The 17744-nt window shown below is 70.2% G+C and carries 29 protein-coding genes and 2 pseudogenes; 29 read left to right on the forward strand and 2 right to left on the reverse strand.

Features of this window, described 5'->3' with window-relative positions:
* Positions 1-73: 73 nt before the first annotated feature.
* From rplB to truA, 29 genes and pseudogenes are all read left to right on the forward strand, one after another.
* Positions 74-907 carry a 50S ribosomal protein L2 gene (gene rplB / locus DQ237_RS06845; RefSeq protein WP_075013309.1) on the forward strand — a complete coding sequence of 278 codons (834 nt, stop codon included), beginning with the start codon at positions 74-76 and terminating at the stop codon, positions 905-907.
* Between the two features lie 23 nt (positions 908-930).
* Positions 931-1212 carry a 30S ribosomal protein S19 gene (gene rpsS / locus DQ237_RS06850; RefSeq protein ID WP_089336464.1) on the forward strand — a complete coding sequence of 94 codons (282 nt, stop codon included), beginning with the start codon at positions 931-933 and terminating at the stop codon, positions 1210-1212.
* A gap of 20 nt (positions 1213-1232) precedes the next feature.
* Positions 1233-1583 (forward strand): annotated as a pseudogene (gene rplV, locus DQ237_RS06855) (50S ribosomal protein L22); the annotation flags it as partial.
* Positions 1584-1696: 113 nt separating this feature from the next.
* Complete coding sequence (gene rpsC / locus DQ237_RS06860) at positions 1697-2614, forward strand: 30S ribosomal protein S3 (protein ID WP_113798397.1); 918 nt, start codon at positions 1697-1699, stop codon at positions 2612-2614.
* A gap of 3 nt (positions 2615-2617) precedes the next feature.
* On the forward strand, positions 2618-3034 hold the full coding sequence (rplP, locus tag DQ237_RS06865) for a 50S ribosomal protein L16 (protein ID WP_014377986.1): 417 nt from the start codon (positions 2618-2620) through the stop codon (positions 3032-3034).
* Positions 3034-3267: a 50S ribosomal protein L29 gene (gene rpmC, locus DQ237_RS06870; RefSeq protein WP_113798398.1), complete on the forward strand. Its 234-nt coding sequence runs from the start codon at positions 3034-3036 to the stop codon at positions 3265-3267. Before rplP ends, rpmC begins: the two co-directional genes overlap by 1 nt.
* A complete protein-coding gene (gene rpsQ / locus DQ237_RS06875) occupies positions 3264-3554 on the forward strand; it encodes a 30S ribosomal protein S17 (protein ID WP_113798400.1) in 291 nt (96 codons plus the stop codon). The genes rpmC and rpsQ overlap by 4 nt, the downstream gene beginning before the upstream one ends.
* A 212-nt stretch (positions 3555-3766) precedes the next feature.
* The gene (gene rplN / locus DQ237_RS06880) at positions 3767-4135 is read left to right on the forward strand and encodes a 50S ribosomal protein L14 (RefSeq protein ID WP_091929103.1); all 369 of its coding nucleotides are present in this window, start codon (positions 3767-3769) and stop codon (positions 4133-4135) included.
* Positions 4136-4170: 35 nt separating this feature from the next.
* Complete coding sequence (gene rplX, locus DQ237_RS06885) at positions 4171-4485, forward strand: 50S ribosomal protein L24 (protein WP_113798601.1); 315 nt, start codon at positions 4171-4173, stop codon at positions 4483-4485.
* 35 nt (positions 4486-4520) lie between these two features.
* Positions 4521-5075: a 50S ribosomal protein L5 gene (rplE, locus tag DQ237_RS06890; protein WP_205730111.1), complete on the forward strand. Its 555-nt coding sequence runs from the start codon at positions 4521-4523 to the stop codon at positions 5073-5075.
* 19 nt (positions 5076-5094) lie between these two features.
* A complete protein-coding gene (locus DQ237_RS06895) occupies positions 5095-5280 on the forward strand; it encodes a type Z 30S ribosomal protein S14 (RefSeq protein WP_091981751.1) in 186 nt (61 codons plus the stop codon).
* Between the two features lie 125 nt (positions 5281-5405).
* Positions 5406-5816 carry a 30S ribosomal protein S8 gene (gene rpsH, locus DQ237_RS06900; protein WP_113798404.1) on the forward strand — a complete coding sequence of 137 codons (411 nt, stop codon included), beginning with the start codon at positions 5406-5408 and terminating at the stop codon, positions 5814-5816.
* A gap of 14 nt (positions 5817-5830) precedes the next feature.
* Positions 5831-6370, forward strand: a complete 540-nt coding sequence (gene rplF, locus DQ237_RS06905) for a 50S ribosomal protein L6 (RefSeq protein WP_113798406.1) — start codon at positions 5831-5833, stop codon at positions 6368-6370.
* Positions 6370-6771, forward strand: a complete 402-nt coding sequence (gene rplR, locus DQ237_RS06910) for a 50S ribosomal protein L18 (protein ID WP_113798408.1) — start codon at positions 6370-6372, stop codon at positions 6769-6771. Before rplF ends, rplR begins: the two co-directional genes overlap by 1 nt.
* 49 nt (positions 6772-6820) lie before the next feature.
* The gene (rpsE, locus tag DQ237_RS06915; protein ID WP_026857030.1) at positions 6821-7435 is read left to right on the forward strand and encodes a 30S ribosomal protein S5; all 615 of its coding nucleotides are present in this window, start codon (positions 6821-6823) and stop codon (positions 7433-7435) included.
* 1 nt (position 7436) lies between these two features.
* A complete protein-coding gene (rpmD, locus tag DQ237_RS06920; protein WP_113798410.1) occupies positions 7437-7616 on the forward strand; it encodes a 50S ribosomal protein L30 in 180 nt (59 codons plus the stop codon).
* Positions 7617-7635: 19 nt separating this feature from the next.
* Complete coding sequence (rplO, locus tag DQ237_RS06925) at positions 7636-8073, forward strand: 50S ribosomal protein L15 (protein ID WP_369832201.1); 438 nt, start codon at positions 7636-7638, stop codon at positions 8071-8073.
* A 134-nt stretch (positions 8074-8207) separates the two neighbouring features.
* A complete protein-coding gene (gene secY, locus DQ237_RS06930; RefSeq protein WP_113798414.1) occupies positions 8208-9518 on the forward strand; it encodes a preprotein translocase subunit SecY in 1311 nt (436 codons plus the stop codon).
* Positions 9518-10132: an adenylate kinase gene (locus DQ237_RS06935; protein ID WP_113798416.1), complete on the forward strand. Its 615-nt coding sequence runs from the start codon at positions 9518-9520 to the stop codon at positions 10130-10132. The genes secY and DQ237_RS06935 overlap by 1 nt, the downstream gene beginning before the upstream one ends.
* 40 nt (positions 10133-10172) lie before the next feature.
* Entirely contained in the window at positions 10173-11030 is an 858-nt protein-coding gene (gene map / locus DQ237_RS06940) for a type I methionyl aminopeptidase (RefSeq protein ID WP_240619458.1), read from the forward strand.
* 300 nt (positions 11031-11330) lie between these two features.
* Positions 11331-11552, forward strand: a complete 222-nt coding sequence (infA, locus tag DQ237_RS06945; protein ID WP_012950459.1) for a translation initiation factor IF-1 — start codon at positions 11331-11333, stop codon at positions 11550-11552.
* Positions 11553-11619: 67 nt separating this feature from the next.
* Entirely contained in the window at positions 11620-11733 is a 114-nt protein-coding gene (gene rpmJ, locus DQ237_RS06950) for a 50S ribosomal protein L36 (protein WP_012950458.1), read from the forward strand.
* Positions 11734-11747: 14 nt separating this feature from the next.
* Positions 11748-12122, forward strand: coding sequence for a 30S ribosomal protein S13 (gene rpsM / locus DQ237_RS06955; RefSeq protein WP_113798418.1), 375 nt, complete (start codon positions 11748-11750; stop codon positions 12120-12122).
* A gap of 140 nt (positions 12123-12262) precedes the next feature.
* Positions 12263-12670 (forward strand): 30S ribosomal protein S11, encoded by a 408-nt coding sequence (rpsK, locus tag DQ237_RS06960; RefSeq protein ID WP_026857037.1) that lies wholly within the window; start codon positions 12263-12265, stop codon positions 12668-12670.
* A 35-nt stretch (positions 12671-12705) separates the two neighbouring features.
* Positions 12706-13332, forward strand: a complete 627-nt coding sequence (gene rpsD / locus DQ237_RS06965) for a 30S ribosomal protein S4 (protein WP_113798420.1) — start codon at positions 12706-12708, stop codon at positions 13330-13332.
* Positions 13333-13483: 151 nt separating this feature from the next.
* Positions 13484-14560, forward strand: a complete 1077-nt coding sequence (locus tag DQ237_RS06970; RefSeq protein WP_113798421.1) for a DNA-directed RNA polymerase subunit alpha — start codon at positions 13484-13486, stop codon at positions 14558-14560.
* A 147-nt stretch (positions 14561-14707) separates the two neighbouring features.
* A pseudogene (gene rplQ, locus DQ237_RS20105) lies at positions 14708-15055 on the forward strand (50S ribosomal protein L17); the annotation flags it as partial.
* 227 nt (positions 15056-15282) lie between these two features.
* Positions 15283-15591 carry a hypothetical protein gene (locus DQ237_RS06980; protein WP_240619459.1) on the forward strand — a complete coding sequence of 103 codons (309 nt, stop codon included), beginning with the start codon at positions 15283-15285 and terminating at the stop codon, positions 15589-15591.
* A 7-nt stretch (positions 15592-15598) separates the two neighbouring features.
* Positions 15599-16459 (forward strand): tRNA pseudouridine(38-40) synthase TruA, encoded by an 861-nt coding sequence (truA, locus tag DQ237_RS06985; protein WP_113798425.1) that lies wholly within the window; start codon positions 15599-15601, stop codon positions 16457-16459.
* Between the two features lie 9 nt (positions 16460-16468).
* Here truA and DQ237_RS06990 read toward each other — a convergent pair whose 3' ends face one another.
* Positions 16469-17134, reverse strand: a complete 666-nt coding sequence (locus tag DQ237_RS06990; RefSeq protein ID WP_113798427.1) for an SDR family oxidoreductase — start codon at positions 17132-17134, stop codon at positions 16469-16471.
* A 9-nt stretch (positions 17135-17143) separates the two neighbouring features.
* Positions 17144-17734 carry a molybdenum cofactor guanylyltransferase gene (locus DQ237_RS06995; RefSeq protein WP_113798605.1) on the reverse strand — a complete coding sequence of 197 codons (591 nt, stop codon included), beginning with the start codon at positions 17732-17734 and terminating at the stop codon, positions 17144-17146.
* Between the last annotated feature and the right edge of the window lie 10 nt (positions 17735-17744).

Genomic DNA, 17744 nt, shown 5'->3' on the forward strand with positions numbered 1-17744 from the left:
CGGTCGGGCACCTGCCCACCGGCGTCCACCCGGACCCACGGACCAGAGATAGAAGACAGGGACTGAGTCAGCAATGGCTATCCGCAAGTACAAGCCGACGACGCCGGGCCGCCGCGGCTCCAGCGTCGCCGACTTCGCCGAGGTCACCCGCGACCACCCCGAGAAGTCGCTGGTCCGGCCGTTGCACGGTCGGGGCGGGCGCAACGTGCACGGGAAGGTCACCGCTCGTCACCAGGGCGGCGGTCACAAGCGCGCGTACCGCCTGATCGACTTCCGTCGTGCCGACAAGGACGGCGTGCCGGCCAAGGTCGCGCACATCGAGTACGACCCGAACCGCACGTCGCGCATCGCGCTGCTGCACTTCGCGGACGGCGAGAAGCGCTACATCATCGCGCCGGCCCGCCTGAAGCAGGGCGACACGGTGGAGTGCGGCCCCGCCGCCGACATCAAGCCGGGCAACAACCTGCCGCTGCGGAACATCCCGGTCGGCACCGTGGTTCACGCCATCGAGCTCCGTCCCGGTGGCGGCGCGAAGATCGCGCGCTCGGCGGGTACCAGCGTCCAGCTGGTCGCCCGTGAGGGTCGCTTCGCGCAGCTGCGCATGCCGTCGGGCGAGATCCGCAACGTCGACGTCCGCTGCCGCGCGACCGTCGGCGAGGTGGGCAACGCCGAGCAGTCGAACATCAACTGGGGCAAGGCCGGCCGCATGCGGTGGAAGGGCAAGCGCCCGACCGTCCGTGGTGTCGCCATGAACCCGGTGGACCACCCGCACGGTGGTGGTGAGGGCAAGACCTCCGGTGGTCGCCACCCGGTGAACCCGAAGGGCAAGCCGGAGGGCCGGACGCGCAAGCGGAAGGCAAGTGACGCCCTGATCGTGCGCCGCCGGCGCACCAACAAGAAGCGCTGAGCGGGTAAAGGAGTCCGACAGACATGCCACGCAGCCTGAAGAAGGGCCCGTTCGTCGACGACCACCTGCTCGCCAAGGTGGACGCACAGAACGCCAAGGGCACCAAGAACGTGATCCGCACCTGGTCGCGTCGCTCGACGATCATCCCGGACATGCTGGGTCACACCCTCGCGGTGCACGACGGCCGCAAGCACGTCCCGGTGTTCGTCACCGAGGCGATGGTCGGGCACAAGCTCGGCGAGTTCGCCCCCACGCGCACCTTCCGTGGGCACATCAAGGACGACCGCCGCTCGCGGCGGGGCTGACCAGGTAGAGAGAGATTCAGATGACTTCCCAGTTGGGACAGGAGGCGCCGGTCGCCCGGGCTACGGCCCGGTTCGTCCGCGTGACCCCCATGAAGGCCCGCCGGGTGGTGGACCTGATCCGCTACCTGCCGACCGACGAGGCCCTGGCGCTGCTGCGGTTCGCCCCGCAGGCGGCCAGTGAGCCGGTCGCCAAGGTCGTCGCCAGCGCGGTGGCCAACGCCGAGCACAACCTGCAGCTGGACCCTGCTGCACTCGTGGTCAGCGCGGCCTACGTCGACGAGGGCCCCACGCTCAAGCGGATCCGTCCGCGTGCGCAGGGCCGGGCGTTCCGCATCAACAAGCGGACCAGCCACATCACCGTCGAGGTGAGCGAGGTCGCGACCAGCGACGTCCTCGCCCAGAAGTCGCGCAAGGCGCGCCGGGACACCGGCATGTCCGGCCCGGCGACCCAGCAGACGAACAACACGAGGGGAGGGACCCGCTAGTGGGTCAGAAGGTCAACCCGCACGGGTTCCGGCTCGGGATCACCACCGACTACAAGTCCCGGTGGTACGCGGACAAGCTGTACAAGGACTACGTCAAGGAAGACGTCGCGATCCGCAAGCTCATGTCCAAGGGCATGGAGCGGGCCGGCATCTCCAAGGTGGAGATCGAGCGCACCCGTGACCGGGTCCGCGTCGACATCCACACCGCCCGGCCGGGCATCGTCATCGGCCGCCGTGGAGCCGAGGCCGACCGCATCCGCGGCGAGCTGGAGAAGCTCACCGGCAAGCAGGTGCAGCTGAACATCCTCGAGGTCAAGAACCCCGAGTCGGATGCGCAGCTGGTCGCCCAGGGCGTCGCCGAGCAGCTCTCGTCCCGTGTGAGCTTCCGTCGTGCCATGCGCAAGGCGATGCAGTCGGCCCAGCGCAGCCCGCAGGTCAAGGGCATCCGGGTGCAGTGCTCGGGTCGCCTCGGCGGCACGGAGATGAGCCGCTCGGAGTTCTACCGCGAGGGCCGCGTGCCCCTGCACACGCTCCGCGCGAACATCGACTACGGCATCTACGAGGCCCGTACGACCTTCGGTCGCATCGGCGTCAAGGTGTGGATCTACAAGGGCGACGTCAGCGGCTCGCGCGCCGAGCGGGAGGCCCTCGAGGCCCTCGCCCAGCGTCAGCAGCGTCGTGAGCGCGCCCAGCGTCCGCAGCGTCGTTCCGGTTCCTCGGGCACCACCGCCGGTGGCACCGAGGCCGGCCGCGCCGCAGCGGAGTCGACGACCGGCCCGGCCGTCGACACCACCGAGGCCGTCGTGGCGCAGACCTCCGGTGAGGTCGCCGCCGAGCAGACCGTGGCCGAGGCCGCTGGTCCGGAGGCCACCGCCGCGGCCGAGACCACGGCCACCCAGAACACGACGGAGGGCTGACACGTGCTGATCCCACGGCGCGTCAAGCACCGCAAGCAGCACCACCCGAGCCGTTCCGGCCGGGCCAAGGGCGGCACCGAGATCAACTTCGGTGAGTACGCCATCCAGGCTCTCGAGCCGGCGTACGTGACCAACCGGCAGATCGAGTCCGCCCGTATCGCCATGACCCGGCACATCCGCCGTGGCGGCAAGGTGTGGATCTCGATCTACCCCGACCGTCCGCTCACGAAGAAGCCCGCCGAGACCCGCATGGGTTCCGGTAAGGGTTCGCCCGAGTGGTGGGTGGCCAACGTCAAGCCCGGCCGCGTGCTGTTCGAGCTGTCCGGTGTCGCCGAGCCCGTGGCCCGCGAGGCCATGCGCCGCGCGATCCACAAGCTGCCGATGAAGTGCCGCTTCATCACGCGTGAAGGAGAAGTGTGATGGCCGCCGGTCTGACCGCTCCCGAGCTGCGCGAGCTCTCTGCTGACGAGCTCACCGCGCGGCTGCGCGAGTCGAAGGAAGAACTGTTCAACCTGCGGTTCCAGGTGGCCACCGGCCAGCTGGACAACAACCGGCGACTGCAGACCGTCCGCCGCGACATCGCCCGGATCTACACGATCATGCGCGAGCGCGAGCTGGGTCTCTCGGTCGCCCCGAACGAGGGTGTGGCATGAGCGAGACCCAGCAGTCGACCGGGCCCGGCCTGGCCGGCCGGGGCTACCGCAAGGTCCGTGAGGGCCTCGTCGTCAGCGACAAGATGGAGAAGACCATCGTCGTCGAGGTCGAGGACCGCGTGAAGCACGGCCTGTACGGCAAGGTCATCCGTCGGACCAGCAAGCTGAAGGCGCATGACGAGCAGGGGGTCGCCGGCATCGGTGACCGCGTGCAGATCATGGAGACCCGTCCGATGTCGGCCACCAAGCGGTGGCGGCTCGTGCAGGTCATCGAGAAGGCCAAGTAACACCTGCCCGAGCGGCCCTCCGGGGCCGCGGGACAACCGTCCAGCACTGACGAGTACGCTGGACGACTGGCACGCCCTCGGGCGCGCCGCATCCCGGTTCTCGCGCTTCGGACGCACCGGTGGCCCACGCCGCCGGTGCGTCCGCACGCGGGTCCCGGACAGCCGGTTCACCGTTCCGGCCCGGCTGTCACCACAAGTTTTGGGAGTAGGACGTGATCCAGCAGGAGTCGCGGCTGCGAGTCGCCGACAACACCGGTGCGAAGGAGATCCTCTGCATCCGCGTGCTCGGCGGCTCCGGGCGACGCTACGCGGGCATCGGTGACGTCATCGTCGGCACCGTGAAGGACGCGCTGCCCGGCGCCGGCGTGAAGAAGGGCGACGTGGTCAAGGCCGTCGTCGTCCGCACGGTGAAGGAGCGCCGTCGTCCCGACGGTTCCTACATCCGCTTCGACGAGAACGCCGCGGTCATCATCCGCGACAGCGGCGACCCGCGCGGTACCCGCATCTTCGGCCCCGTCGGCCGCGAGCTGCGTGACAAGCGCTTCATGCGGATCATCTCGCTCGCTCCGGAGGTGCTGTGATCATGGCTCAGGCAGCCAGCGGGAAGACCCCGTCGATGAAGGTCAAGAAGGGCGACACCGTCCTCGTGCTGTCCGGCAAGGACAAGGGTGCGAAGGGCCGCGTCATCGCCGCCTACCCCAAGGACCAGAAGGTGCTCGTCGAGGGCGTGGGCCGGGTCAAGAAGCACACCCGGATCAGCTCCAACCAGCGCGGTGCCCAGCAGGGCGGGATCGTCACGCAGGAGGCTCGCATCCACGTGAGCAACGTGATGGTCGTCGACTCCGAGGACAAGCCGACCCGGGTCGGTTACCGCAAGGACGAGGAAGGCCGCAGCATCCGGGTCTCGCGGCGCACCGGTAAGGACCTCTGACGACCATGAGCGCACCCACTCGTGAGCTGCCCCGCATGCTCGCCCACTACCGCGAGGCCATCGTGCCGGCCCTCCAGCAGGAGTTCGGCTACGACAACGTCATGCAGATCCCGCGTCTGACCAAGATCGTGGTCAACATGGGCGTCGGCGAGGCCACCCGTGACGCCAAGCTGATGGACGGCGCGGTCCGCGACCTCACCGCTATCACCGGCCAGAAGCCGGCCGTCGTCCGGGCCCGCAAGTCCATCGCCCAGTTCAAGCTGCGCGAGGGCATGCCGATCGGCGCGAAGGTCACCCTCCGCGGCGACCGCATGTGGGAGTTCCTGGACCGCCTGCTGGCCCTGGCGCTGCCCCGCATCCGTGACTTCCGTGGCCTGAACGCCAAGCAGTTCGACGGCCACGGCAACTACACGTTCGGCCTGACCGAGCAGTCGATGTTCCGCGAGATCGACGTCGACAAGATCGACCGGCCGCGCGGTATGGACATCACGCTGGTCACCACCGCCACGACCGACGAGGAGGGTCGCGAGCTGCTCCGCCAGCTCGGGTTCCCCTTCGCCGGCCTGACCGTCGTGAACACGACCCGCTGAGCCGGGGCAGGAGAGACAGATGGCCAAGAAGGCTCTGATCAACAAGGCGGCCCGCAAGCCCAAGTTCGCGGTCCGCGGTTACACCCGCTGCCAGCGGTGCGGTCGCCCGCACTCGGTCTTCCGCAAGTTCGGCCTGTGCCGGATCTGCCTGCGGGAGATGGCTCACGCCGGGGAGCTCCCCGGCGTGAAGAAGTCGTCCTGGTAGCAGCACGCCGGTGACCCACCCGGGTCGCTGACACACCCGAGCACCACTGATCGCCGAGAGGCCCGCGCGCCAAGTCTCCGAGACCCAGCGCATGAGGAACCGCGGCGAGAGAGGCAACACCCGACATGACGATGACCGACCCGATCGCGGACATGCTGACGCGTCTGCGCAACGCCAACCAGGCGTACCACGACTCCGCGGTCATGCCGTCCTCGAAGCTGAAGACGCACATCGCCGAGATCCTCCAGCAGGAGGGCTACATCGCCGGCTGGACGGTGAGCGACGTCGAGAAGGACGGCTCCACCTTCAAGCAGCTGCAGATCGACCTGAAGTACGGCCCGAACCGCGAGCGGAGCATCGCCGGCGTGCGGCGCGTCTCCAAGCCCGGTCTGCGGGTGTACGCGAAGTCCAACTCGCTGCCCAAGGTCCTGGGTGGTCTCGGCGTGGCGATCATCTCGACGTCGACCGGGCTGCTGACCGACAAGCAGGCGAACAAGAAGGGCGTGGGTGGGGAAGTCCTCGCCTACGTCTGGTAAGGGAGCGAACGAGAATGTCACGGATCGGACGACTCCCGATCGCCGTGCCCAGTGGTGTGGACGTCGCCATCGACGGCCAGACGGTGAGCGTGAAGGGCCCTAAGGGCACCCTGAACCACACCGTCGCGGCGCCGATCACCGTCGAGCGCGACGAGGACGGCACGCTGCGGGTGCAGCGCCCCAACGACGAGCGGCAGAACCGCGCCCTGCACGGGCTCTCGCGGACCCTGATCGCCAACATGATCACCGGCGTCACCGAGGGCTACACCAAGACCCTCGAGATCGTCGGCGTCGGCTACCGCGTCCAGGCGCGGGGCTCGGACCTCGAGTTCGCCCTGGGCTTCAGCCACCCGGTTCCGGTGAAGGCGCCCGAGGGCATCACCTTCGCCGTCGAGTCCCCGACCCGCCTGCGGGTCAGCGGTATCGACAAGCAGCTGGTCGGCGAGGTCGCAGCCAAGATCCGCAAGATCCGCAAGCCCGACCCGTACAAGGGCAAGGGTGTGCGGTATCAGGGCGAGGTCATCAAGCGCAAGGTCGGGAAGACGGGTAAGTGATGGCTCAGGCAGAGAAGGCCGGTCGGGTCCACAAGCCCGTGGGCACCGACATCAGCACGGCGCGTCGCGTCTCGCGGCTCCGTCGTCACAACCGGCTGCGCAAGCGGGTCTCCGGCACGTCGGAGCGTCCCCGCCTGGTGGTCAAGCGCAGCTCGCGGCACATCCACGTGCAGCTGGTCGACGACACGGTCGGTCGCACGGTGGCCAGTGCCTCGACGATGGGGCTCCGCGGTGCCGAGGGCGACAAGAGCGCCCTGGCCCGCCAGGTCGGCGGTCTGATCGCCGAGCGCGCCAAGTCCGCGGGCATCACGGCGGTCGTCTTCGACCGCGGTGGCAACCGTTACGCCGGGCGCATCGCGGCACTGGCCGACGGTGCCCGCGAGGGTGGGCTGGACTTCTGATGACCACCCACCTCACCAGCACGAGCGAGCAGATCGAGAGGGACGTCTGATGCCAGGACCACAGCGACGCGGCGGCGGCGCCGGCGGCGGTAACGACCGCCGCGACCGTCGTGACGGCGGGCGGGGCCCCGGAGGCGCTCCCGCCGAGAAGAGCAACTACATCGAGCGCGTGGTGGCCATCAACCGCGTGTCCAAGGTCGTCAAGGGTGGTCGGCGCTTCAGCTTCACCGCCCTGGTGATCGTGGGCGACGGTGACGGCACCGTGGGCGTCGGTTACGGGAAGGCCAAGGAGGTGCCCGCGGCGATCGCCAAGGGCGTCGAGGAGGCCAAGAAGCACTTCTACAAGGTGCCCCGTATCGCCAGCACCATCCCGCACCCGGTGCAGGGTGAGGCCGCCGCGGGTGTCGTGCTGCTCAAGCCGGCCAGCCCCGGTACCGGTGTCATCGCCGGTGGCCCGGTGCGCGCCGTGCTGGAGTGCGCGGGCATCCACGACGTGCTCTCCAAGAGCCTCGGTTCGTCGAACCCGATCAACATCGTGCACGCCACCATGCAGGCGCTGAAGGACCTCGTCCGCCCCGAGGAGATCGCGGCCCGCCGCGGCCTGCCGCTCGAGGACGTCGCCCCGGCCGCCATGCTCCGTGCCCGTGCGGGTCAGGGGGTCTGAGATGGCGCAGCTGAAGGTCACCCAGGTCAAGTCCGCGATCGGCACCAAGCCCAACCAGCGCCAGACGCTGCGTTCCCTGGGCCTGAAGCGGATCAACGACTCGGTCGTCCAGGAGGACCGTCCCGAGATCCGCGGGATGGTCGCTACGGTGCCGCACCTGGTCACCGTCGAAGAGGTCTGAGGAAAGACTCGCTATGACTCTGAAGGTCCACCACCTGCGCCCCGCCCCGGGCGCTCACACCGCCAAGACCCGCGTGGGTCGCGGTGAGGGCTCCAAGGGCAAGACGGCCGGTCGCGGTACCAAGGGCACCGGCGCGCGTGGCAACACCCACGCGCGGTTCGAGGGTGGGCAGACCCCGCTGCACATGCGGCTGCCCAAGCTCTCGGGCTTCAAGAACAACAACAAGGTCGTGTTCCAGGTCGTCAACCTGGACCGCATCGCCGCCCTCTTCCCGCAGGGTGGTGCCGTCAACCCGGACACCCTGGCCGAGGCCGGCGCGGTCCGTCGCGGCCAGCCCGTCAAGGTGCTCGGCACCGGCGAGCTGGGTGGCGTGAAGGTCGACGTGCAGGCGCACGCCTTCTCCGCGTCCGCTGCCGAGAAGATCGGCGCGGCCGGGGGCAGCACCACCCGCATCTGAAAGTAGAAGGACCCCGTCCTCCCCACCCTGGACAGGCTCAGGGTGGGACCCGGGACGGGGCCATGTCGGCCCGCCCTGCACTAGTGCGGGGCGGGCCGATTGCTAACCTCGACCGACCGACTAGGGGAGGGCACGTGCTGCAGGCGTTCGCCGCGGCGTTCCGGACGCCAGATCTCCGGCGCAAGCTGCTGTTCTCCCTGGCGATCATCGCCGTCTACCGGCTCGGCGCCCAGGTGCCCGGCCCGGGCGTCTCGGTCAAGGCGATCAACAGCTGCCTCGAGCAGGCGCAGAACTCCGACCAGCGGGACATCTACTCCCTGGTCAACCTGTTCTCCGGTGGCGCGCTGCTGAAGCTCTCGATCTTCGCGCTCGGCATCATGCCGTACATCACCGCGAGCATCATCGTGCAGCTCCTCGTCGTGGTCATCCCGCGCTTCGAGATGCTGAAGAAGGAAGGGCAGTCGGGTCAGGCGAAGCTGACCCAGTACACCCGCTACCTGACGATCGCTCTCGCCATCCTGCAGAGCACCGGCATCATCGCGCTGGCGCGCAGCGGCCAGCTCTTCCCCAACTGCAGCGAGCCGATCATCCCCTCGGACTCGGTGTGGACCACCGTCATCCTGGTCGTCGCACTGACCGCCGGCACCGCGCTGATCATGTGGCTCGGCGAGCTGCTGACCGACAAGGGCATCGGCAACGGCATGTCGGTCCTGATCTTCACCTCGATCGCCGCGCGGATCCCGGCCGAGGGCGGCGCGATCCTGCAGGCCCGCGGGGGCGTCGTCTTCGCGGTCGTCTGCGTGATCGCGGTGCTGATCATCGGCACCGTCGTCTACGTCGAGCAGGCGCAGCGCCGGATCCCGGTGCAGTACGCCAAGCGCATGGTGGGACGCCGGATGTACGGCGGCACCTCGACCTACCTGCCGCTCAAGGTGAACCAGGCGGGCGTCATCCCGGTCATCTTCGCCTCGTCGCTGCTGTACCTCCCCCAGCTGATCACCCAGCTCCAGGGGAACGAGACCGGCACGGTCCGTCGCTTCGTCGAGAACTACATCATCTCCCAGAGCAGCCCGGTTCACGTGGCGCTCTACTTCGGCCTGATCGTCTTCTTCACGTACTTCTACGTGTCGATCACGTTCAACCCGGAGGAGCGGGCCGATGACATGAAGCGCTACGGCGGCTTCATCCCGGGTATCCGCCCGGGGCGGCCCACCGCGGAGTACCTGCAGTACGTCCTGTCCCGGATCACGCTGCCGGGGTCGATCTACCTGGGCCTGGTCGCCGTCCTGCCGAACCTCTTCCTGTCGCTGACGCAGCCGGGGCAGAACCAGAACTTCCCGTTCGGCGGTACCGCGGTCCTGATCATGGTCGGAGTGGGGTTGGAGACGGTGAAGCAGATCGAGACGCAACTGAACCAGCGCAACTACGAAGGGTTCCTGAAGTAGTGCGCATCGTCCTCCTGGGCCCTCCTGGAGCGGGCAAGGGCACCCAGGCTCAGATCATCGCCGGCACGCTCGGCGTCCCGGCGATCTCCACCGGCGACATCTTCCGCGCCAACGTGAGCGGGCAGACGGAGCTCGGCAAGAAGGTCAAGACCTTCCTCGACGCCGGCAACCTCGTCCCCGACGAGATCACGGTTGCGATGGTCAAGGACCGGCTGGCCGAGGCCGACGCCGAGGGCGGGTTCCTCCTCGACGGTTTCCCGCGGAGCATCCCGCAGGCCGAGCAGCTGCGTGACTCGCTGGGCGAGCTGGGGCACAAGCTGGACCGTGTCGTCGAGCTGGTCGTGGAGGAGGACGAGCTCGTCCGCCGCCTCTCCGGTCGCCGCATGATCGTCGACGGCAAGGAGGTGCAGCGGGACGACGACAAGCCGGAGACCGTGCGCCACCGGCTGTCGGTGTACCGCGAGCAGACCGCGCCGGTGGCGGGCTTCTACGAGGGCGAGGGTCTGCTGGCGCGCGTGGACGCCATCGGCGAGATCGACGAGGTCACCTCCCGGGTGCTGGCGGCGCTCGGTGTGGAAGGTGGCGGCGAGGCCGGGCAGCCGGCCGCCGTCTGAGCCGGTCCCTCCGGGACCGGACGAAGGAGCAGCACGGCAGATGACGACGGGCATCCTGGGTCGCATCCCGCTGCTGGCGAAGTGGAGTGGACGCATGATCCAGATCAAGACGGCGCACGAGATCGAGCTCATGCGGGCCTCAGGGCTGATCACCGCCGGGGCGCTCGAGGCGGTCAAGGCCGCCGTGGCCCCGGGTGTCAGCACCGGCGAGCTGGACGCCGTGGCCGAGGACTACATCCGCTCGCACGGTGGTGTCCCGAACTTCCTCGGCTACCACGGGTTCACCGGCACGATCTGCACGTCGATCAACGACGAGATCGTCCACGGCATCCCCGACCCGGAGCGGCGTCTCGCGGCAGGGGACAACATCTCCATCGACTGCGGAGCGATCCTCGACGGGTGGCACAGCGACTCGGCCGTGACCGTCACCGTGGGGGAGCCCTCCGCGGAGGACGCCGCCCTTCTCGACGTGACGGAACGGTCGATGTGGGCCGGCCTGGCCCGTGCGGTCGCCGGCGGGCGGCTGACCGACATCAGCCACGCCGTCGAGGAGTCGATCCGGTCCCACTCGCACCAGTACGGGATCGTCGACCACTACGGCGGTCACGGCATCGGTACCGAGATGCACCAGGACCCGCACGTGCTGAACTACGGACGGGCGGGCCGGGGGCCGAAGCTGGTCCCCGGGCTGGCGCTGGCGATCGAGCCCATGGTCACCATCGGCGACCCGTCGACGGCGGAGCTGGAGGACGGCTGGACCGTCGTGACCAAGGACGGCTCCCGGGCGGCGCACTTCGAGCACACCGTGGCGATCACTCCAGAGGGACCCTGGGTCCTCACCGCGGAGGACGGCGGCGTGGCCGGGCTCGCGCCCTTCGGCGTCACCCCGCGCACCTAGGAGGAGAAGACCCCCGTTCCCCCACCACTCGCTCCGTTCGTGGTGGAGCCCTGAACGGGGGCCGGTCCTGCACGTCACCATCGTCACTGCGGGGGCGGGTTGGTGACGCGTGGTGCGCCGGGGTACGATCTTCGATGGCGCTAGCGCCGTCCTGTCGTCGTGCTGTGGCCGCATGACCCGGGACGCCCTCTGCGAGAGCGTCAGCACCACCTGTTCTGCAATTTCCGAGCGCGTCCTGCCGGGTACCGGCGTGGGCGCAGGAGGATCCAGTACCACCGAGTCAGGGAGCGCGCACAAGGCATGGCGAAGAAGGACGGGGCCATCGAGGTCGAGGGTCGCGTCGTCGAGCCGCTGCCCAACGCGATGTTCCGGGTCGAGCTGCAGAACGGGCACCGGGTGCTCGCCCACATCAGCGGCAAGATGCGGCAGCACTACATCCGCATCCTGCCCGAAGACCGCGTGGTCGTGGAGCTCTCGCCCTACGACCTGACCCGCGGTCGCATCGTCTACCGCTACAAGTGACCGTCGGCCGTCCGCACGCCTGGTGCGGGCCCGGCACATCGATTTCGAGGAATGAGGGGCGGCACCGGTGAAGGTCCAGCCGTCGGTGAAGAAGATCTGCGACAAGTGCAAGGTGATCCGCCGGCACGGCCGGGTCATGGTCATCTGCGACAACGCCCGGCACAAGCAGCGCCAGGGCTGAGGGAGTACCTGAACATGGCACGACTGGCTGGCGTCGACCTGCCCCGCGAGAAGCGGATGGAGATCGCGCTCACCTACATCTATGGCATCGGCAAGCACCACGCCAAGGAGGCCCTGGCGGCGACGGGCGTGAGCCCGGACCTGCGCGCCAAGGACCTCGGCGACGAGGACCTGCTGAAGCTCCGCGACTACATCGACGAGCACTTCCGCGTCGAGGGTGACCTGCGCCGCGAGGTGGCGGCCGACATCCGTCGCAAGGTCGAGATCGGCTGCTACCAGGGTCTGCGGCACCGCCGCGGTCTCCCGGTGCACGGTCAGCGCACCAAGACCAACGCGCGCTCGAGCAAGGGCCCGCGCAAGACCATCGCGGGCAAGAAGAAGGCCCGCTGACCCAGGCATGACGGCGCGCCGCCGCAGGTCCGAGAGGGCCGGACCGGCGGTGCGCCGAAGCCGAACCGCCTCCGCGCGCAGCGCGCCGCGGAGGCACCCGCACCACCCAGGCCACGAACACAGACTCAGACCGGAGAGACATGCCTCCCAGGGCTCGCACTGCGGCCGGCGCCAAGAAGGTCCGCCGCAAGGAGAAGAAGAACGTCGCCCACGGCGCCGCGCACATCAAGAGCACGTTCAACAACACGATCGTCTCGATCACCGACCCCAACGGCAACGTGATCAGCTGGGCCTCCGCCGGCCACGTCGGCTTCAAGGGCTCGCGCAAGTCCACGCCGTTCGCGGCGCAGATGGCTGCCGAGAACGCCGCGCGCAAGGCGCAGGAGCACGGCATGCGCAAGGTCGACGTCTTCGTCAAGGGCCCGGGCTCCGGTCGTGAGACGGCCATCCGCTCCCTGCAGGCGACCGGCCTCGAGGTCGGCCAGATCCAGGACGTGACGCCCCAGCCGCACAACGGCTGCCGCCCCAAGAAGCGCCGCCGGGTCTGACCGGTCACTGACGAGACGAAACAGGAGTATTTGACGTGGCCCGTTACACCGGAGCCGATTGCCGCCTCTGCCGGCGCGAGAAGATGAAGCTGTTCCTCAAGGGCAGCAAGTGCGAGTCCCCGAAGTGCCCGATCGAGATCCGGCCGTACCCGCCGGGCGAGCACGGCCGTGGCCGCACCAAGGACAGCGAGTACCTGCTCCAGCTTCGTGAGAAGCAGAAGGCCCGCCGCATCTACGGCGTGCTGGAGAAGCAGTTCCGCGGCTACTACGAAGAGGCCAACCGCAAGACCGGCAAGACCGGTGAGGTCCTCCTGCAGATCCTCGAGTCGCGGCTCGACAACGTGGTCTACCGGGCCGGCTTCGCCGAGTCCCGCGACATGGCTCGCCAGCTGGTGCGCCACGGCCACATCCGGGTCAACGGTCACAAGGTCGACATCCCGTCGTACCGCGTGAGCGAGAACGACATCATCGAGGTGGCCGAGAAGTCGCGCACGATGATGCCGTTCGAGGTGGCTCAGGCCCGCGCCGGCGAGCGCCCCGTGCCCGCGTGGCTCGAGGTCATCAGCAGCCAGCTGCGCGTGCTCGTGCACAGCATCCCGGCCCGCCAGGTGATCGACACCCCGGTCCAGGAGCAGCTGATCGTGGAGCTCTACTCCAAGTAGTCGAAGGACCCCGTCCTCCTCGTCCCTCGCAAGCCCGGGACGAGCCTCGGGACGGGGCCAGGCTCCGGCGGGCGGACAGATGCCCGCCGGAGCCAGCACCACCCCCTCACGGCGTCATATGGCGGGTGCCGGAGGACATGAAGGAGAAGCAATGCTCATCGCACAGCGCCCCACGCTGACCGAGGAGATCATCTCGGAGCAGCGCTCGCGGTTCGTCATCGAGCCGCTCGAGCCGGGTTTCGGTTACACCCTCGGCAACTCCCTGCGGCGCACGCTGCTGTCGTCCATCCCCGGTGCGGCTGTCACCAGCATCCGCATCGAGGGCACCCTGCACGAGTTCACCACCGTGCCGGGCGTCAAGGAGGACGTCACCGAGATCATCCTGAACCTCAAGGGTCTCGTGGTGAGCTCCGACTCCGACGAGCCGGTGACCATGTACCTGCGCAAGCAGGGCCCCGGTGAGGTGACCGCCGCGGACATCGCTCCGCCGGCCGGCGTCGAGGTGCACAACCCCGACCTGCACATCGCCACCCTGAACGGCAAGGGCCGCCTCGAGATCGAGCTGGTCGTCGAGCGGGGCCGCGGTTACGTCCCGGCGCCGCAGAACAAGCAGCCCGGCCAGGAGATCGGCCGCATCCCGGTCGACTCGATCTACTCGCCGGTCCTCAAGGTCACCTACGCCGTCGAGGCGACCCGCGTCGAGCAGCGGACCGACTTCGACCGCCTCGTGGTCGACGTCGAGACCAAGCCGTCGATCGCCCCGCGTGACGCCATCGCGTCCGCCGGTTCCACGCTGGTCGAGCTGTTCGGCCTGCTGCGCGAGCTGAACGTCGACGCCGAGGGCATCGAGGTCGGGCCCAGCCCGGCCGAGGCCGCCGACATCGCGAACTTCTCGATGCCGATCGAGGACATGGACCTCACCGTCCGGTCCTACAACTGCCTCAAGCGCGAGGGCGTGCACACCGTCGGTGAGCTCGTCACCCGCTCCGAGGCCGATCTGCTCGACATCCGGAACTTCGGGGCCAAGTCGATCGACGAGGTCAAGATGAAGCTGGCCGCCATGGGCCTCGCGCTCAAGGACAGCCCGCCCGGGTTCATCCCCACCTCGGTGGAGAGCTACGACGAGGGCTACGAGACCGACGCCTACCAGGGCACCGGCGAGTACGCCGCGGGCTACGACCAGGCCCAGTACGACGAGGGCTCCTACCAGGAGACCGAGCAGCTCTGAGGTCGTGTGCCGGACGGCGGGTCACCCGCCGTCCGGCACCGCCCCGCGGGCAGCCACACTGAACGCGAGCACCACCGCAGTACGGACGACAGCAGCACCACGGATGCAGCCGGCAGCGAGCGCCCGGCAGCCTGAGGAAGGACCGACATGCCCACCCCCACCAAGGGTCCCCGTCTCGGCGGCGGCCCCGCGCACGAGCGGCTGATGCTGGCCAACCTGGCCACGTCGCTGTTCGAGCACGGCCGCATCACCACGACCGAGGCGAAGGCGAAGCGGCTGCGTCCGCTGGCCGAGAAGCTGGTCACCTTCGCCAAGCGCGGTGACCTGCACGCCCGTCGTCAGGTCATGACGACCATCCGTGACAAGGACGTCGTCCACACCCTCTTCGCCGAGATCGGTCCTCGCTTCGAGAACCGCCCCGGTGGCTACACCCGCATCACCAAGGTCGGACCGCGCAAGGGCGACAACGCCCCCATGGCGGTCATCGAGCTGGTCGAGGCCCTGACCGTGGCCCAGCAGGCCGTCGGTGAGGCCGAGCGCGCCCGTGGCACGAAGTTCGCCTCCGGCGCCGGTGCGTCCGCCGCCTCCGGCGAGGTGACTGCCGACGCCGTCGAGGAGACTCCGGCGGAGGAGACCGCGGAGGTCGCCGAGGCCACCGAGGCACCGGCCGAGGACTCTGCTGACGAGGCCGCTGCCGACGAGGCCGAGGGCACGGACGTCAAGTGACCGAGCCCGAGGACACCACGACCGGCCCCGGTGGCGACACCTCGCCGGCGGTGACCGACGGCAGTGTCACCGACGAGGCGCAGGAGATCGTCACCGACGTCTTCACCCCCGACGGTGAGCGCCAGGACGACGGTGCCGTGACCCCTCAGCCGACCGCGCACAACACCGCGGTCGTCGAGGACCCGGCTCTCTCGCAGGAGGTGGCCGATGCCGCCGCCGCGGAGGTCAACGCCGCCGAGATGGGCGACGCCGCCACCGCCAGCCTGAACGCCCCGGGCGGCGAGTCGGCTCCCGACCCGAAGTGATCTCTCGCTGAGCACTCAGCACCCGGACGAGCCCGCCACCGACCCCGGTGGCGGGCTCGTCCGTCTTCGTCTCGCCGTCCAGTACGACGGCACGGCCTTCCACGGCTGGGCCCGGCAGCCCGCGCTCCGGACCGTGCAGCAGGAGCTCGAGCAGGCGCTCGCGACCGTCCTCCGGCGCCCGGTCGAGCTGACCGTCGCCGGACGCACCGACGCCGGGGTGCACGCGACCGGTCAGGTGGTGCACTGCGACGTCCCCGGGGAGCTGTGGGAGGAGCAGGGCCCCAAGCTGGTGCGCCGGCTGCGGGGCGTGCTCCCGCCCGATGTCGCCGTCCGGTCGGTCGTCGAGGCGCATCCCGACTTCGACGCCCGATTCGGCGCCCTGGCCCGGCACTACGTGTACCGGCTGACCGACGACCCGGCCGGGCCGCCCCCGCTGCGCCGGTCGGACACCGTCGCCTGGCCGCGCACGCTCGACGCCGGTGCGATGGACCTGGCCGCCGGGCTGCTGCTCGGGGAGAACGACTTCGCCGCCTACTGCAAGCGCCGGGAGGGCGCGACGACGGTGCGCACCCTGCTGCACCTGGCGGTGGCCAGGCGGCGCGAGGACGACTCCGAGGTCATCCGGATCGAGGCCTCCGCCGACGCGTTCTGCCACTCGATGGTGCGCAGTCTCGTCGGCGGGCTGATCGCCGTCGGCGAGGGCCGGCGCCCGCTGGACTGGCCGGCGAGCCTGCTCAGCCGCACCGAGCGGGCCAGCGAGGTTCCGGTGGCACCGGCACACGGGCTGGCCCTCGTCGCCGTCGACTACCCGGCGGACGCGGAGCTGGCCGCCCGCACCCGGATCACCCGCGCGCGACGAGGCGAGTGACCCGGCTGCTCACGGAAGGGCGCTCACGGCCTCCTCGACCGGGGTCGTTCCGGAGACGAGCTCGACGACGGCGCCGTCGCGCCGGGCGTCGAGGAGGGTCAGCAGCACCGCGGCCACGTCGTCGCGCGGGATGCTGCCGCGGTCCGCGTGCCGCGCGAGGGTCACCCGGCCGGTTCCCGGCTCGTCGGTCAGCCCACCCGGACGGACGACGGTGACCGCCAGGCCCTCACGCGCGAGGAGGTCCTGTTCCGCGGCCAGCTTGGCGCGCAGATATGCGGCGAAGACCTCGTCCACCCCCTCGGGCTGCGCGCCGTCGGCGACCAGGTCGACCCCCATCGACGAGACGAGCAGGTAGCGGCGCACCCCCGCGCGCTCGGCGGCGTCGGCCAGGAGCACGGCGGCCCCGCGGTCCACGGTGTCCTTGCGCGCCGCACCGCTGCCCGGCCCGGCGCCCGCGGCGAACACGACGGCGTCGGCGCCCGAGAGCACCTCGGCCACCTCGTCGACGCCGGCCGATTCCAGGTCGAGCACCGCGGGCGTGACGCCGTCGGCCTCCAGGTCGGCCTGGTGGTCGGGGTTGCGGACGAGGCCGGTGACGGAGTCCCCGCGGGCGGACAGCAGGCGGCCGAGGCGGCGGGCGATCCGACCGTGGGCGCCGGCGATGACGATGCGCATGCCCGGCCCCTACCCGTGCCGGTGGGCGGCTACCTCCCTGGCCGCGGCCAGCTCCTCCGGTGTGTCGCAGTCCACCCACGGGGCGGGCGCGCCCGGCGGGACGGTCGGGCGGTGCCGGTCGACGTCCAGGCCGCTCAGGGCGCGGTGGAGGGCGGTCGGGCCGTCCGGCGCGCCCACCGCGGCCCGCAGCGCGGCCGTCCGCCAGACGCCCAGCAGCAGCTGGTCCCGGCCGGCGTCGTCGACGACGAGGACGCCGTCGCCGCGCAGTCGGCTCCGCAGCTGCGCGACCAGCGCCGCGGTGAGGAAGGGGAGGTCGCCCGCGAGGACGGCGACGACGTCGGTGCCGACGTCGCGGAGGCCGGCCCGGAGGGCGGCCACCGGACCACCGCCGGGCGGATCCTCGCGCACGACGACGACGTCCGGCGCCGTCGGCTGCGGTGGCCCGACCACGACCCGGCCGGCCGCGTCCGCCACCGCCTCGAGGACGGCGGCGAGCATGGTCCGCCCGCCGACGTCCAGCTGCGGTTTGGCCTGCCCGCCCAGCCGGGCGGCGCGACCGCCGGCCAGCACGACGGCCGTGTAGGGCGGCAGCTCCTCCATGCGCAGCACC

It is taken from the genome of Blastococcus sp. TF02-8, from assembly GCF_003319175.1.
Classification (GTDB): domain Bacteria; phylum Actinomycetota; class Actinomycetes; order Mycobacteriales; family Geodermatophilaceae; genus Blastococcus.